Source organism: Dyella solisilvae, assembly GCF_003351225.1.
Taxonomy (GTDB): domain Bacteria; phylum Pseudomonadota; class Gammaproteobacteria; order Xanthomonadales; family Rhodanobacteraceae; genus Dyella; species Dyella solisilvae.
Genome location: NZ_QQSY01000002.1, coordinates 517947 through 532516 on the forward strand (window position 1 = coordinate 517947; position 14570 = coordinate 532516).

Genomic DNA, 14570 nt, shown 5'->3' on the forward strand with positions numbered 1-14570 from the left:
CATGAAAATCCTCGTCACCGGAGGCTCCGGCCTTCTCGGCAGTCGCTTGATCCCCGCACTGACGGCAGCAGGTCATCAGGTCTTTGCGCTTGCGCGCTCGGCGTCGTCCCGTGAAAAGGTGCAGGAGCTGGGCGCCCAACCTGTCGCCGGCGATCTGGAAGACAGCGCGCCGCTGGCACTGCCCGCGCTCGATGCCGTGGTGCATGCGGCGGCCATGTTTCGCTTCTCTGGACCACGTGCGCCTTTCTTTCACGCCAATGTGGATGGCACAGCCAGGTTGCTCGCAGCGGCAGTGCACGCAGGCGCGGCGAGTTTCGTTCACATCAGCGCGGCGGGCATCATCATGGACGAACCCGGTTCGCCCATCCGCCATGCGGACGAAAGCGCTCCTACCTTTGCGCAGCACTTTTCGGCCTATCTGGCGAGCAAGGCGCAGTCCGAGCAAATCGTGCTGGCTGCCAACAACCCGGGGTTTCGCACCATCGCATTGCGCCCGCCGGCACTCTGGGGGCCGGGCGATCCATTCAGCCGCGCGCTACCGCGCGCAATCAACTCAGGCCAGTTCGCCTTCATCGACAGAGGCGACTATGCGTTCTCGACTTGCCATGTGGACAACGCAGTCGAAGCCGTCCAGTGCGCACTGACACGCGGCGCTGGCGGTCGCGCCTATTTCATCACTGATCAGCAGACGCCAACCTTCCGCGAGTTCATCGCATCAATTGCAGGTGTGCAGGGCCTTTCCATCAGCGAACTGCGCTCGATGCCTTATTGGCTGGCCTCAGCCTCAGGGCGATTGATGGATGTTGTATGGGCCACCCTTCGGAAAAACAGCGACCCACCACTGTCTCGCTCCATGGTGCGCATGATCGGGCGGGAGTTCACCGTCAGCGATGCTGCCGCACGCCGCGAGCTGGGCTATATCGGCATGACCTCGCGCGACGATGGCTTGCGGAGCTATGAGGTCGCGATGGAAGAAGACCTCAAAGTTGGTCACTCGCTACGCTGGAATTTCCGCCCCGGAGCAGACAGCTACACGCAAGGAATCGCCTGACTTTCTGCGGCGAACGCCCCAAAACAAAGCGCTTTTTAAATCTCGGATAAAGCATTTTTTTGCGGCCACCCCACCGTGGGTCCCGACGCTCTTTTCTTGCGCTTCATGCTCAGCCAATATCCGCGAGCGAGGCCATCCGGTGAGTTTCTTTTGTTGCATCACCACATGGCAGGTGCGGAGTTCATCTGGTCCCCAGGACGCCTCGACGGAACGTGATTGATCCATCTTCCAGGGGCCAACCATCAAGAAGCAGACGCAGGCGTTTTCCGCGCTGACCGTTGTCATCGGCGTGTGCGCGGGAAGTTAGTTCGTGCCCGTCACCGACGCGCCCGTTTCATCGTCCATTTGAAAAAAACTCGAGGAGGCCCGCAGAGGCTTCCCGCTTTGCCACGCCACAGGGGACCCAAATGATTCTCAGGAAAGCGAGCACGCTTTGCGCCTTCGGCGCCCTCGGCCTGATGGCCCAGTCGGCCCATGCCGATGGTGCGCCCGACAAGGAGGCCACTGGAACCTTCAGTCTGGATGCAGGCCTCTCGTACTCATCAGGCAAATACGGCGCATCGTCGAACACGGACATCGCCGAACTGCCGCTGACGCTTGGCTACGATGTCGGCGATTGGTCATTCAGCGTCGACCTGCCCTACATCTACGTCAGCGGTCCGGACAACGTGATTCCTGGCGTAGGTCAGGTCGAGAACAAGAACCCCAAGCGTCGTGGCCATAAAAAGAAGAATGTTCCGCCGTCGCAGACGCCGCCGGTTTCCGTTGCGTCGGCATCGGGCATGGGCGACATCGACACATCAGCCACCTACACGGCCTTCAGCAACAGCACTAGTGACTTCACCATCGATCTCACGGGTACCGTGAAATTCGGCACCGCCAACGCCAACGAGGGCCTCGGCACAGGGCAGAACGACTACAGCTTCAACGTCGACCTCTACAAGAACTTCGGCAAGCTCACGCTGACCGGCGGCGTGGGTTACACGTGGCTTGGCAGCTCGCCGAACATCCGACTCAATGACGTGTGGACCGCCACGGGTGGCGTCAATTACAGGCTCACCAACAAGAGCAGCTTCGGCGCGTACTACGACTATCAGGAGAAGGCTTCACGCACGAGCTTTGCTCAAAACGAAGTCACTGGTTACTACGCCTACAAGTTTGCGCGCGCGTGGAAGGCCAAGGCCTATGTGTCCAAGGGCTTCACTGCTGGTAGCCCAGACTGGGGTGTTGGTGCGACGGTGTTCTATTCGTTCTGAATGACTTGGAAGAGCTGCCTATTCCTGGGCTGGCGGGCCGCTGAAATATCAGCAATGGCCCGGCCATCTTCCCCTCGTCTGGCCATCCATCGACCTCCGACTTCCGCCACAACCGCTTCGGGCCGGAAGCGGACGTCTAAGGCGCAGTGAAATTCACGCAGTAACGTCCGTTGAAATGAATGGCTTATCTCGAACCCGTTTCACGACGGCCGTGCCCGCAAGGAAATCGTGGCTTGTGCGGCGCTTCTTGTTCGCCAACATGACGATGAGGAGGCTCAGATTCCAGATGCGAAACAGGGCGTCCGCCCAGACGTACCAACCGGGCGACAGACTCAATTGCTCCGCGAAGCGCTGCTGCCAGCCCAGCGAAAGATATTCGGCGTCGGTCATTCTCATCGCGCCGATACTCAACGCCGTCGAGACAAACACCGTAAGCGACAGCTCGACAATGTTACGCAGCACGGCTTCGCGATAGCTAAGTGGCGAACCATCCACCTTCACGATTTGGAGGCCCATCATCAGCTTCCCTGGCGTGCCGCCGAACCGCCTCACAAGGTAGATATAAAACCAGACGTTGATAAGCACTCCGAGCCCGGCGCAAGCGAGGTAGAGATGGCGCCCGTTGCTGCTGATAAGCATTGAGAGCAGCAGAATCGGTACATAGCAGACAGAGTCAAGGAGCAACGCCCCTAAGCGTTGCCAAAATGTCGCGTAGAGCATCTGTTTTCCCCTGTTGAAACCGGCTTCTTGCGCAAAGTGACACTAACGTAGACAGATGCTGACTATCCCCTTTGGGTCGGAGGCGGACCCCATGCGGCGGATGGGAGTCAGAGGTCACTACTGCGCACAGGCACAATTGAACTCTGTCCCCATCTTTGATCAGGCGCCACCGACCGGCGTGGCCAGTTGCATCCGCTGGTCACCTGTTTGGAGGTCGTCCCCGGACATCGCGTCCGGCGACTGGTTCGCCAGCGCCTTGCCGACCCACGGCGCCGTTTGGCGGGGCCCAGGAATATAGGTCTGCCATTTGCCGTACCCCTTCGGCTCCGACGTCCCAGTGCCGTACAGACTAAAAGTGCAAGGGATGCGGGCGACATAGTACGGATCGTCCATCTCCAGCCCCTTCGTCGGTACGTTGAAGGTCCAGTGATGTGCAGCTTGCAGCGACGCGTCAGCAAGCACTTTGCGGAAATGATCCATCTCCGCTTCGGTACCGTACTGGTCAAGATTCACCTGCTCCGCAATGGCTTCCTGCACCGTGCCGTCTCGGCCAATGCGCACCAGGAGATAGACCTTGCCGCTCACACGACCATTGATGGCTTCCCGGGGATACTTCGGCTGAATCTGGTGATTCTTGTAGGAGACCTGCTCGTCACGGTTCCCCGACTCGCCGAAAGATGCTCCTTCGACGGCAACGCTGAATCTGCCATCACCCAGAGGCCTGGCCACCATGCGAAGGCTGATCTTCGTCTTTACCACCTCGGTGGTAGGTGCAGACATGTTGAAGTGCCACGATGACAGTGTTTTGCCGATCACGTCGGTCACGACCGGCTGCAACCTCTCAGGTTGGTCCAGCGTGTAGCTGTGGAGGGACCCATCGGGATTAACCTCAATGGCGCCGGTGACCAGCATGCCACCCTGGGCGGTTTTTCGGACGGCTTCTGCCGTCTTCGCTTCCCCAGCGGTCACAAGCGTGGTCGCACAGACGAGCAACCAGCCGAACATCACGACAGCGAATTGGCGCTTCATGATCGAGTCTTACCCCTGGATTCCCCTGCGCACCGCGGCCGGCGGCGCCCGGACTGCCGGAAGGTAAGACAACTCGGCGAGCTGCGCTAGCATGGATACGGGAACGAGCGGTGGAGCGGTTCTCGCCGGGACCTCAGTGGAGAGGGGCTTCATGGGAATCGGGAAGATCGGGGTGGCCCTGTTGCTGGCATGGGCGAGCGTGCAAGCCGTGGCCCAACCGCCTCAAGCCGCGCCGGCAGGCGGCCTGAACTCGGTCCCCATCTACTTTCGCTCGTCCTGGACCTCCCCTTGCTCGGTTTCAGGAGGCCCCACCAGCATCACCTTTACGTCGGCCGGTGGCGATGCCACGGAGGACGACATGCTGGGGATGGCATCGTGGCCTGATGGTTCGTCGACCAACCTTGGATTGAAGCCGGGCCTCTTTCCGCAGTCCAAAGGATTTGCCAGCCCGGAGGGAGGTTGCGAGGGCCTCGGAGTGACTGTGCCCCGAGAGGGCCAACTGCTCCTTTGGATGGAGCGCGACGATCGACCCTCGGGGCCGCGCCTGGTGTTGGTGCTGCTCGACACGAAAGACCGCCAGGTGCTTGATGTCGTCAACGACGCAGGCAAAGAGATGTGGGGCTTCGAACTCTGCTGGACAAAGTCGCAGCCAGGTCTCTACGAAACAGTGCTGATCGGCGCCTACCAAGATCAGGGCCAGACGGCCGAGCCCCTGGACCTGCCGCGAGTCATGAGAATCCACGTCGTCGACGACCACCTTAAGCTGACATGGGGCGACTGGGTATCAAAGGTGCAGCAAAGAGGTAAGTGCTTTGATTCGGCGTGGTCCAACGATCAGGCTGAGGTGTCGCGGAGTTTGGAATAGAAGAGAACCTCCCATCCGAGTCCTCGGCCAGCACAATCGTTGTCTTCCCCGTAGCGTCCGCTCCGTGTCGGCAGCGGACATAGAAACGGCCGCAAACATCGAATCTTTCGGCCCGAAGTTTCACGAGCCTCGCTTCCGGTCGGCGAGAGGAGTTCATCAATGGCCGAGTCGAACGCTTTGACATATCGCAAGTCACCGCATTCGACTCGGCGCAACCTGATGAATGCCTATAGGACCAGGTAGCCGCCTTAGACTCTCAGAGCCTGCTGCTCCACGTCGCTGACGCAACTGTTGGCGGCCTTGTGAAGAAACTGCTTCAGCAGCGCCGCATGATCCGCGCGAAGGGCATCGTTCGTCGGCGGGTCATTGGGATCGGTGGGATCGATTTTGCACAATTGCTGTGCGACCAATGCACCGGTCTTGCCATCGATCAGGCGAACACGCGCCGCGTAATTGACGTGATACTTGCCCCAATTGGACGGGTAATAGTTGTACATCCAATTGATGGTCTTTACGTCCAGGATGACATCAGCGCCAGGATACATTTTGACCAAGGTAGCCGGATTGTCGTCGGTGGCGATTTGGTGCGACGCAGGAAGAACGGTAGCCGATCGTTTTGCCGCCATATCGTTGGCGAGGTGTTGACTGATCTCGATGGCCGGGTCTTCGATACTCTCCGACTTCACCAGTTCATTGCCTGCGCTGATCATCGCCATGGCTCCAAAGAGGCCAAACGCAGCCTTTCCGGGCGTCATCGCAGAAAAGTCCGGCTTTGCATATTCCGAAACAACAACGCGCTTGCCCTGCAGTGTTGATCCTGCATCCAGCGACTTGGTTGGCGCAGACACACAGCCACTCAAAACGACGGCAATGGCCGCCGCACAGCACACGTTCTTCATGTTTCCCCCAGTTGGAATCCCCCGGCCAAGCGGCCGAGAGAATCCTAGCAATGCGTGCGAATAGCGGTCCAGAGCATTAGCGGTGGCGTGAAAGCGGACATCGGGGAGCGCTCAAAATGGATGGCGGCGCCAAGGGTAGCCCCCTGCGCTACTGCGCCTGTAGCGGCGGCTGGAACCCGGCTTCTGTATCCGGCGCGTGGCATCCGCCTTCCGACCGCTTGCGAAGTTGAGCTCCATCAGCGAAACAATAGGGAAGCGGACGTGCCAGCCGGCAAAACGGGGGGCAGTCAGGCCGCTGCATCACCTGGCATGTCAGAAGCGCCCCATAGTGGCGCCACATTCATCCGAAGGGGGACTCGCTTCATGATCCGTCGCTTTCACGTGCCGCTCCTGGCGCTCGCGCTCAGCGTCACCGCTGCCCAGACTCTGGCGGCGGACGCGCCCGCGCTGCGCCCCGACCAGGTCCAGTTCCGCGCCCTGTACAAGGAGCTGGTTGAAACCAACACGACCTTGTCGTCGGGCAGTTGCACGCTCGCCGCCCAACGCATGGCGGCCAGGCTCAAGGCGGCCGGTTTCGCCGACAAGGAAGTGACGCTGTTCACCGCGCCTGACCACCCCAAGGAAGGCGGCCTGGTGGCCGTCCTCCCGGGCAAGAGCGCCACGGCCAAGCCGATGCTTCTGCTCGCCCATCTCGACGTGGTGGAGGCGAAGCGCGAGGACTGGACGCGCGATCCGTTCACGCTGGTGGAGGAAAACGGCTACTTCTACGCGCGCGGGGCCGCGGACGACAAATCCATGGCGGCGATCTGGACCGACATGCTGGCCCGTTTTCGCCAGAACCATTACCAGCCCAACCGCACGATCAAGATGGCGCTCACTTGCGGTGAGGAGACCACGTGGGCCTTCAACGGAGCTCAGTGGCTTACCAAGAACCGCCCCGACCTGATCTCGGCCGAGTTCGCCCTCAACGAGGGCGGCGGCGGCGACGCCGACGCGAAGGGCAAGCTGATCGACCAAACCATGCAAGTGGGCGAAAAGGTCTCCCAGAATTTCCGGATCGAGACCACCAACGCTGGCGGCCACAGCTCCATCCCCATCCGCGACAACGCCATCTACGAGTTGTCCGACGCGATCCACGCCGTGCGTGACTACGAGTTCCCGGTCCAGATGACCGACGTCACCCGGACCTTCTTCGCCAAGGTCGGCGCCAGCCGCAACGATGACATGGGCCGCGCCATGATGGCTCTCGCCAAGAACCCGACCGACAAGGCGGCCGAGGCGATCGTCAACACCGACCGCACCTATCACTCCATGCTGCGCACTACCTGTGTGGCGACCCTGCTCGAGGGTGGCCACGCCAACAACGCCCTGCCCCAGCGCGCGGCCGCCAACATCAACTGCCGCATTTTCCCCGGGAACACGGTGGACGCGACGCAGGCCGCGCTCACCAAAGCGATCAACGACCCCAAGGCCAAGATCACTCCCGTCCCGCCGATTCGTCCGGTGGCTGTCCCGCCACCGCTCGACGCCAAGGTCATGGGTCCGGCCGAGCAGCTATCGGCCAAGTATTTCCCGGGTGTGCCCGTGATCCCGACCATGTCCACCGGCGCCACGGATGGCCTCTTTCTGGAAGCAGCCGGCATTCCGACCTACGGTGTTCCCGGCCTGTGGGGTGGCCCTGATGGCGACGGCGTCCACGGCCTCAATGAGCGCATCTGGGTCAAGTCGCTCTACGTCGGTCGCGACTACCTGACTGATCTGGTCAAGGCCTACGCCGAGACAATGTAAGCGAGGCCGCAAGCCGGATATGCCCGGCTGACGTCACGATGGGTCTCTGATAACAGGCCGCTCCAAACGGGGCGGCCTTTTTTTGTTTCGACAACTAGCGTCGAAAGCGCGCCCGCCGCTCCTACTCGAAGCCTCGACCAAGCAGATGCCCATCGGCTTCCGAAGCGGAAGTCCAGGCTCACTTTCCTCCTCAAGACAAAGTCCACGCTGCTCCAGCCGTTTTGTTACCTCAGGTGGATGCGTTCCGTTCCACCCGATGGCGGAACGCCAAATACGCGGCCAAGACGGCGTCTGGCGCCTCGATTTGCGGGTAGTGGCCGACGTTCTCCAATAGCGTGACGTCAGGTTGCGGAATCAATTCCTCATAGCGGGCCGCCATGTGTTGGCCCGACACGGGGTCAGCCACGCCGTTGATGAGCTTGAGTGGAATTTGGGCATGCTGCATGGCGCCAACCCAACGCTCGCGATGCTCGCGACGTTCAACGATGTAGCGAATCAGCTTGGGTGCAACCGCAAGGCCATTGTTGTGTGTCATCAACTGCCAGAAAGCATCAATGAGTGCTTCATCCGGTTGAGTCATGGGCCCAAAGATCCTGCGCATGTTCTCGGCCACTTTCGCGCGCGTCGTCAGCCGGGTCACGAGGGGCCCAAGCGGGGAAAGCAACAGTTTCTGGACCAACACGGGCCGATGCGTCTCGGGGAATAGTCCGCCGTTCAAGAATGCGACGCTGAGCAGCGTGGGACGAGCGCCTGGCTCCTGCTGGCGCGCCAACAACTCTTGCGCCACCGTGTCGCCATAGTCATGGGCCAGCAAGTGGAACCTTGCCACGCCTTCGGCGGACAGGAACGACTCCACGAGCGTCGCTTGATCCATCAACGAGTACGTATAGCCCGCAGGTTTCGCCGAGAGGCCAAAACCGATCATGTCCAGCGTGTACACGCGAAATCGCTGGGTCAGCGCTGGCCACAGCGCCTCCCAATCCCAGGAGGCCGTGGGAAAGCCATGGATCAACACGAGAGGCTCAGCCCCTGGCGCTCCGGCATCCCGTACGAATATCGAGTGCCCTCGATAATCGATCATGCGTCCGGCTTTGGCCCATTCCTCTACCGACCGGCGATGCGATTGAGCGACGCTGCCATCCTGCATGACGAGGGACCCCTGGCCCGGTTTACACGCCACATGATGCCCCTGCCTGTTATTAGAAACCACGTGGTGCGAATCCTATGGGCTGCCATCGGCCCTGCTCCAGGCGCTGGGGGATAGTCACTGGGGCGCGCGTACGATTCCATCGGCCAGCGGCCTGCCGCAGTAGCCCGGGACGTTTATCATCGGCGAAGGCTTGAGCTGCCGATGCCGGCCCCACTCGCACCACTGAGTCTCCGGTACGGCAAGGGCCTCTCAATCACGTCGTCAGGGGCAACCGGTCACTTGTTTTATGGCATGTTCGTGCGTGCCGCGGAGTGGCTGCGGCTCCATGGACTAGTCGAAACTGCGCAACGTTTCCGTTTGGCGGGAGACATGGCAATGCTGAAAGAAATCGTCCTTTCCATCGTTTGCGGCATCGCCTGCATGACGGCAAATGCCGATGACAGCCTGATCGGACAGGTCCGCCAGTGGCGCATGGAATATGAGCCGGTCGTCGTGCGGCAGCTTTCCGACTTCACGGCGATTCCCAGCATCGCCGCGGATGCCTCCGGCCTCGGGACAATGGCCAATCGCCTGAAGACCGAGCTGTCACAGCGCGGCTTCAAGGCGCAGCTACTTCAAGGCGGCCAAGGCGTTCCCGCGATCGTCTATGGCGAACTCAACACACCCGGCGCCAGGCGGACAGTCGTGTTCTATGCGCACTACGACGGCCAGCCCGTCGACCGCGCCGAGTGGGAGACGGATCCATTTGCGCCGGTACTGCGCAGCGAAGCGAGCCCGAAAGCGCCAGCTCTCGATTGGAGCCATCTTCGCCCACCTTTCAATCCAGAGTGGCGACTGTTCGGTCGCGCCGTCAGCGACGACAAGTCCTCGATCGTCGCGTTCCTCCAGGCTTTTGACGCGCTGAAGGCAGTGGGGCGAGCACCTTCCGTCAACGTCAGGGTGTTCTGGGAGGGTGAGGAGGAGCGAGGCTCACCGCATCTGGCCGACCTGCTTCGCCAGAATCGATCACTGCTCGCTGCCGACCTGTGGTTGATCGGCGATGGGCCCATGCACCAATCGCGGCGGCGCACCCTCTACTTCGGCGCGCGGGGCTCGCTTGACCTGAAGGCCACCATCTACGGGCCGCTCCGGCCGCTGCACAGCGGCCATTACGGCAACTGGGCGCCCAACCCGGCTTACCAGGCGGCTGAGCTGGTCATGGATTTACGCGCACCCGACGGCAGCATCCGCATCCCTGGCTTTGATCGCGATGTGCGTCCGCTGACAACGGCCGAGCGAGCGGCCATCGCGGCGCTGCCATCCGTTGAGCCGTCGCTCAAGCGGGAATTCGGCATCGCCCGTGGTGAGAGCGACGACGGTCTCACCGCAAGCACCATGCGCCCTGCGCTCAATGTGGTCGACCTGAAAGCGGGCGGCCCCGCCCGCGCGATCCCGGCAACCGCGGAGGTGGGGTTGGATTTCCGGCTTGTTCCCGACCAGACACCAGAACACGTGCGCGAACTGGTGGAAAAACGGCTGCAAGACCTCGGCTGGACAGTGCTCCATGCAGAACCCGATGAGCCTACGCGTAGCACCAGATCCAAGCTTCTAAGGCTCGATTGGAGCGACGGTTACCCCGGCTACCGCGTCGATATGACCAACCCCGCTTCGCGCGCCGTGCTGGCCACGGCAGAGCGCGCCGGCGGGCCCGTCGCCGTGCTTCCCATGATGGGAGGAAGCGTTCCGATCTACCTCTTCACCAAGATACTGGACGTTCCGGCGATCGGCCTGGCCATCGCCAACCATGACAACAACCAGCACGCCGCCAATGAAAACGCCCGACTGCAGAATCTGTGGGACGGCATAGAAACCTATGCCGCCATGCTCGCCGAACTCAACTGGTAGAACACGAGCGAGGGGCCCTCTCGCACTGAGCCGTTAACGCCAGGTAAGCGGGCGCACGCGAATGCTTGATTGACGCACATCTCTCTGGCCGCGCTGAATCAGAGCAGAGTCTTCGCCCATCTGTGCGCATTGGTCGGGTCCGCGATGGCTCGCCGAAATACAAAACGAACTCTTCGTTGGCCTCTAAAGTTTTGTTGCGACGTTTTGGCGCCCCGGCGCCCAGGTGCAGCATCAAGTCCATCGCCTGGACCGTCCGCATATCACCCATGCGCCTGAGATCACCGAAGCCAACGCGCCCTAGGCTTCAGGGCTTTGCCGCAAGCGCCTTCATCAGCGCGTGATGCCATTCGTCGATCATGGCGGCGTAATGCGCATCCGAAGTGAAAGTTGTTGCGAATGCCTCGCCTTTGGGGCCCAACCCCGTCAGCGTGTAGGTCACGTCAATGGCGCTGCCGTTGCCATCCTTTGTGCATCGCACGTCGACCAGCCCGATGTTGGAGCCTTCTGCAAGACGCGCATAACTGACACGACCTGCGACAGGGTCGTATTCCGCAACGATCCACGTGGTGACCTGGCCGTCGGGATGGCGCGTCTGAAACGCACTGCCGCGATGCTCGCTCCCACTCAACTGCTTCGGATCCCACCCATCCGCCCATTCCTTTTCGCCAACGGCGGTGAAAAGCGGAAATACACGCGCGCACGAGGCGTCCAGGTGAAAGCTGCGCGTATTGGTATGAGGTTCTGAGGCGATGGCGCCACCATTGACGGTTAATGCCAGTCCCAAGATGCAACTGACCTGTGCGAGGCAGGCTTTTTTGGCAGGTATTCGTAGCATGGCGGCGCGCACCCTACGTTGGTATATTGGTACCAACCTACCAACATCCAGTCATCGGGGCAAGTCGATACTCAGGCACTGCCATAGATGGAGCACCTCATGCCTTCCGTAAAAAAATCTGCTACCCATTCGCCCACTCACCAGGTGGAACGCATCCAGACGGGCGTCCGCTTGGAAAAGCGCCTACTAAAGGTGCTGAAAGGTCTTGCCGAATCGCTCGACTTGTCCTTGGGTGACTTGCTGGAAGGTATTGCACTGCACGCTTTAGAGAACAAGCCGCCTTTTTCAGCAGCTACGTTAAAGAAGGTCACCGATCTCAAACGTATCTACGATCTCGACCTCACCGCTGCTGACAGCCATAAGTTGCGCGAATGACCAGTGTCGCACGATGACGCAGCCATCGCGTTACGACTAGATTCGGGCCGTGAACGGGCCGGGACGGCGATCGACACGATCGCTTCGCAAAAGCAAACCTTCACACCATGAACGGCGCGAACAGTCCGCTTTGGATCGGAAGCGGACGCTTCGTTCAATACAAAACTCCTGGTTTCCATGCCGACGAACCTGAGTACGCTCGGCGTCTGAGCATGCATGCGCATGAAACAACGCCCGAAGGAAGTGGACTCCATGGCAGCCGTTCCGCACTGCTGCCTATAGCTATCCCACACTTCCGTTCCGTTCGGCGAGCAGCAGTCAACCTTCTCGCCGCGGAACGGTCGCCGCGGCGAGGTGGCGTCAAGCGTCAAGATCGCCCAATCATGCCCGAGGGCAACAACCCGGCACAGCGGAGCACTCAGGCCCCGCCGTGCCGTGTCATCGCAACTCAGTGTGCAAAGTTCAGGTTGCTCTGAACATTCACGCTCTGCTGCACCAGGGCGGCCGCGCCACTGTTCTGCGCCAGGATCGAAATCCCGGCCGCCGCAGCGGCTGAACCGTTCATCTGGTTGGACATGTCGAAGGAGCCGCCATCGGCATAGGCCGTGCCGCCGTTGCCACCCGCGGCACCCGCGCCGCCCGCGCCACTGCCGCCAGTGCCCGCGCCACCCGTGCCACCGGCGCCTCCAGCGCCTCCGGTCGCCGTGCCGCTGGCCCCCGTGGCTCCGCCCGTAGCGGACGACGTGCCGGTGGAAGCGGCAGCCGTGTTGGACGCACTGAAACCACCGGCCGAGCTGCTGTTGCCCGAGGTGGCTGTGCCGTCGTTCCCATTGTAGCCACCCTCGCTTGCGGCGCCCGAATGCGAGTGCGCACCTGCACCGGACGAGCGGCTACCGGCCAGAGCGTCGCCGCTGGCGGAGTCAGCTGAACCGCCGGCGCCGCTGCTCGAGCTGGCGTCGCCGCCGATGCTACCCGATGCTGCCTTACCGCCATGGCCATCACCACCATAGCCGCCGCCACCGTGGCCACCGCGGCCGCCATTCGCGTTGCCGTTGTTGGTCACGTCATTGCCGATACTCCATACGCCCACGTTGCTCACTGAACCCGACAAGGTGCTGTTGGATTCGGCGACGTTGTTATTGAACGAGTCGGTGTTGGTGTAGCTCTCGGTGTTGGCGCTGGCGTTGACGATGACACTGAAGTCGCCAGCTGAGTTGCTGGTGTTGGTGCCCGCCATGGCAGGGAGTGCCAACCCCATTCCCAGCATGATCGCGGTTGCAAGAAGAGTCTTACGCATGGTCATTGCTCCAGAAGCGATGCGAGGCCCCCTGGGATGCTGGTGCTCAACGCCCAGCGCGATGTTTTGGCAACTTGCATGCCAGCCCCAGGTATGACTCACGGGTGCGCGCGATAGCCTTCAAATCAGTCGCTTGCGCCAACTATTGATGGGCGAGTCTGGCTTTGCGTTGGCTACACCGTGCGAAAGCGATTCAAGGTTGTTACACGCCTCCGACGACGATCTCTGGAACACACATGGATAGCCCGGCAGCATGCGCTTCACATTCAATACATTGCCCGAATACTTGAACGCGGCGAGTTCACTGAGACGCAGGTGTATCAGAGCCGTTACATCGCCGAACACAAGCCGATTGCGTCCAACGTCGCGCAGTCGAATTGGCAACGTTGCCCGATCGCGGGGGCATATGAATAATCCCGTTGTCGATCGTGGGCGCCGCTCATCAATCAAGTGTGTCCGCTTTGCCATTGACGAGTGAACCGCAACTCCAGCCTGGCCCCATGGATGACGGGGCCGGGGGGATCCATCTCATGGCTTCCGGCCGGAAGCAGAACCAGGGCTGGCGTCGCACGACTCAGCAGAAGCACGTCGTCACGCCTGACGCGGACCGCATTCCGCCCGGGTCAGTGGCGCAACGCACTTACAGCGCCGGCGGGCATCCCTGACGAGGCTTGCCACACTTCGCGCTGACTCTTCCGCCTTATGCCTTGTCGCACAGGCACGAGTCGTCCGATCCTGAGCGATCTCTATGCCTTGATGCCGTACTCGATAACAGCCAACGAACCGACCGTCCGGCGCCTCTTCGGACCAGATCGAAACGGCGTCCCGTGACATGCTCAACCGCCCCATTCCCCGGTGCACGTCGTGGCCTGATTCAAAATGGGGCGCAATGATTTTAGGGCCGCTTCGGTTCGGAAGCAGACCTTGCGCTGCAGACTGCCAAGCATCCGAATCGGCAGACATAGCTGTTAGCGAAAATCGCCCTTGATGGCAGCCAAGGAGTAGCGCGGAATGGCTACGGCCTTCCGAAGCGCGGTGCCGCTCACATCGTCCGACGCATAGATCGCATTGAAGAGCATCACGATTTGCTCCCGGTAGAGCAACAACCCCACCACCAATTGCAGCTCCAGCAGAGCCAAGAATGCCTCGACGCCAACGGAGTCTATGTAGAGCGCAGTGGGAAGAGCTTCCGGGTGGCAAGAAAGGAGCAAGACCACGACTGTGGTGACTACGCCGAACAACCAGGCGCGTATGTCCTTTCTCGCCCACTCCGCCTTGAGCGACTCAAGTGTGAGCCAGCGCAGATCAAACCACGGCATCAGGGTTCCCCTTTTGATTATTTGCAGGCCTCCCCCGAGGCCGATGCGATTATGTCCGCGCTGGGTCGGAAGCAGACGTATCCAGTATAGAACTGGAAACGC

At 61.1% G+C, this 14570-nt stretch carries 13 protein-coding genes; 6 read left to right on the forward strand and 7 right to left on the reverse strand.

Annotated elements, in window-relative coordinates:
• The first annotated feature begins 1 nt into the window (after window position 1).
• The gene (locus DVT68_RS09540) at window positions 2-1051 is read left to right on the forward strand and encodes an NAD-dependent epimerase/dehydratase family protein (RefSeq protein ID WP_114824839.1); all 1050 of its coding nucleotides are present in this window, start codon (window positions 2-4) and stop codon (window positions 1049-1051) included.
• A gap of 407 nt (window positions 1052-1458) precedes the next feature.
• Complete coding sequence (locus DVT68_RS09545) at window positions 1459-2307, forward strand: transporter (RefSeq protein WP_114824840.1); 849 nt, start codon at window positions 1459-1461, stop codon at window positions 2305-2307.
• Window positions 2308-2460: 153 nt separating this feature from the next.
• Here the strand turns inward: DVT68_RS09545 and DVT68_RS09550 are convergent, their stop codons facing one another.
• Window positions 2461-3027, reverse strand: a complete 567-nt coding sequence (locus DVT68_RS09550; RefSeq protein WP_114824841.1) for an RDD family protein — start codon at window positions 3025-3027, stop codon at window positions 2461-2463.
• A gap of 159 nt (window positions 3028-3186) precedes the next feature.
• Window positions 3187-4056 carry an energy transducer TonB gene (locus DVT68_RS09555; RefSeq protein ID WP_114824842.1) on the reverse strand — a complete coding sequence of 290 codons (870 nt, stop codon included), beginning with the start codon at window positions 4054-4056 and terminating at the stop codon, window positions 3187-3189.
• A gap of 151 nt (window positions 4057-4207) precedes the next feature.
• Between DVT68_RS09555 and DVT68_RS09560 the strand changes: the two genes are divergently transcribed.
• A complete protein-coding gene (locus tag DVT68_RS09560; protein ID WP_114824843.1) occupies window positions 4208-4921 on the forward strand; it encodes a hypothetical protein in 714 nt (237 codons plus the stop codon).
• Between the two features lie 248 nt (window positions 4922-5169).
• Here DVT68_RS09560 and DVT68_RS09565 read toward each other — a convergent pair whose 3' ends face one another.
• The gene (locus DVT68_RS09565; RefSeq protein WP_147281698.1) at window positions 5170-5820 is read right to left on the reverse strand and encodes a hypothetical protein; all 651 of its coding nucleotides are present in this window, start codon (window positions 5818-5820) and stop codon (window positions 5170-5172) included.
• A gap of 363 nt (window positions 5821-6183) precedes the next feature.
• Between DVT68_RS09565 and DVT68_RS09570 the strand changes: the two genes are divergently transcribed.
• Window positions 6184-7608: a M20/M25/M40 family metallo-hydrolase gene (locus tag DVT68_RS09570; RefSeq protein ID WP_114824845.1), complete on the forward strand. Its 1425-nt coding sequence runs from the start codon at window positions 6184-6186 to the stop codon at window positions 7606-7608.
• Window positions 7609-7837: 229 nt separating this feature from the next.
• Here the strand turns inward: DVT68_RS09570 and DVT68_RS09575 are convergent, their stop codons facing one another.
• Window positions 7838-8755, reverse strand: coding sequence for an alpha/beta fold hydrolase (locus DVT68_RS09575; RefSeq protein WP_114824846.1), 918 nt, complete (start codon window positions 8753-8755; stop codon window positions 7838-7840).
• Window positions 8756-9133: 378 nt separating this feature from the next.
• Between DVT68_RS09575 and DVT68_RS09580 the strand changes: the two genes are divergently transcribed.
• Window positions 9134-10642 carry a M20/M25/M40 family metallo-hydrolase gene (locus DVT68_RS09580; protein ID WP_158543482.1) on the forward strand — a complete coding sequence of 503 codons (1509 nt, stop codon included), beginning with the start codon at window positions 9134-9136 and terminating at the stop codon, window positions 10640-10642.
• 304 nt (window positions 10643-10946) lie between these two features.
• Here DVT68_RS09580 and DVT68_RS09585 read toward each other — a convergent pair whose 3' ends face one another.
• Window positions 10947-11477: an SRPBCC family protein gene (locus tag DVT68_RS09585; protein WP_233523416.1), complete on the reverse strand. Its 531-nt coding sequence runs from the start codon at window positions 11475-11477 to the stop codon at window positions 10947-10949.
• Between the two features lie 99 nt (window positions 11478-11576).
• Here DVT68_RS09585 and DVT68_RS09590 point away from each other — a divergent pair, with 99 nt between their 5' ends.
• Window positions 11577-11852 carry a hypothetical protein gene (locus DVT68_RS09590; protein WP_114825323.1) on the forward strand — a complete coding sequence of 92 codons (276 nt, stop codon included), beginning with the start codon at window positions 11577-11579 and terminating at the stop codon, window positions 11850-11852.
• A gap of 448 nt (window positions 11853-12300) precedes the next feature.
• On the opposite strand, the gene DVT68_RS09595 is transcribed toward DVT68_RS09590, so the two are convergent.
• Window positions 12301-13149 (reverse strand): hypothetical protein, encoded by an 849-nt coding sequence (locus DVT68_RS09595; protein ID WP_114825324.1) that lies wholly within the window; start codon window positions 13147-13149, stop codon window positions 12301-12303.
• 968 nt (window positions 13150-14117) lie between these two features.
• Window positions 14118-14468: a hypothetical protein gene (locus DVT68_RS09600; protein ID WP_114824849.1), complete on the reverse strand. Its 351-nt coding sequence runs from the start codon at window positions 14466-14468 to the stop codon at window positions 14118-14120.
• Window positions 14469-14570 lie beyond the last annotated feature (102 nt).

Bases quoted from the DNA above. Each gene is read 5' to 3' on its own strand.
- DVT68_RS09540 (WP_114824839.1), top strand. From the start codon at position 2: ATGAAAATCCTCGTCACCGGAGGCTCCGGCCTTCTCGGCAGTCGCTTG.
- DVT68_RS09545 (WP_114824840.1), top strand. From the start codon at position 1,459: ATGATTCTCAGGAAAGCGAGCACGCTTTGCGCCTTCGGCGCCCTCGGC.
- DVT68_RS09550 (WP_114824841.1), bottom strand. From the start codon at position 3,027: ATGCTCTACGCGACATTTTGGCAACGCTTAGGGGCGTTGCTCCTTGAC.
- DVT68_RS09555 (WP_114824842.1), bottom strand. From the start codon at position 4,056: ATGAAGCGCCAATTCGCTGTCGTGATGTTCGGCTGGTTGCTCGTCTGT.
- DVT68_RS09560 (WP_114824843.1), top strand. From the start codon at position 4,208: ATGGGAATCGGGAAGATCGGGGTGGCCCTGTTGCTGGCATGGGCGAGC.
- DVT68_RS09565 (WP_147281698.1), bottom strand. From the start codon at position 5,820: ATGAAGAACGTGTGCTGTGCGGCGGCCATTGCCGTCGTTTTGAGTGGC.
- DVT68_RS09570 (WP_114824845.1), top strand. From the start codon at position 6,184: ATGATCCGTCGCTTTCACGTGCCGCTCCTGGCGCTCGCGCTCAGCGTC.
- DVT68_RS09575 (WP_114824846.1), bottom strand. From the start codon at position 8,755: ATGCAGGATGGCAGCGTCGCTCAATCGCATCGCCGGTCGGTAGAGGAA.
- DVT68_RS09580 (WP_158543482.1), top strand. From the start codon at position 9,134: ATGCTGAAAGAAATCGTCCTTTCCATCGTTTGCGGCATCGCCTGCATG.
- DVT68_RS09585 (WP_233523416.1), bottom strand. From the start codon at position 11,477: ATGCTACGAATACCTGCCAAAAAAGCCTGCCTCGCACAGGTCAGTTGC.
- DVT68_RS09590 (WP_114825323.1), top strand. From the start codon at position 11,577: ATGCCTTCCGTAAAAAAATCTGCTACCCATTCGCCCACTCACCAGGTG.
- DVT68_RS09595 (WP_114825324.1), bottom strand. From the start codon at position 13,149: ATGCGTAAGACTCTTCTTGCAACCGCGATCATGCTGGGAATGGGGTTG.
- DVT68_RS09600 (WP_114824849.1), bottom strand. From the start codon at position 14,468: ATGCCGTGGTTTGATCTGCGCTGGCTCACACTTGAGTCGCTCAAGGCG.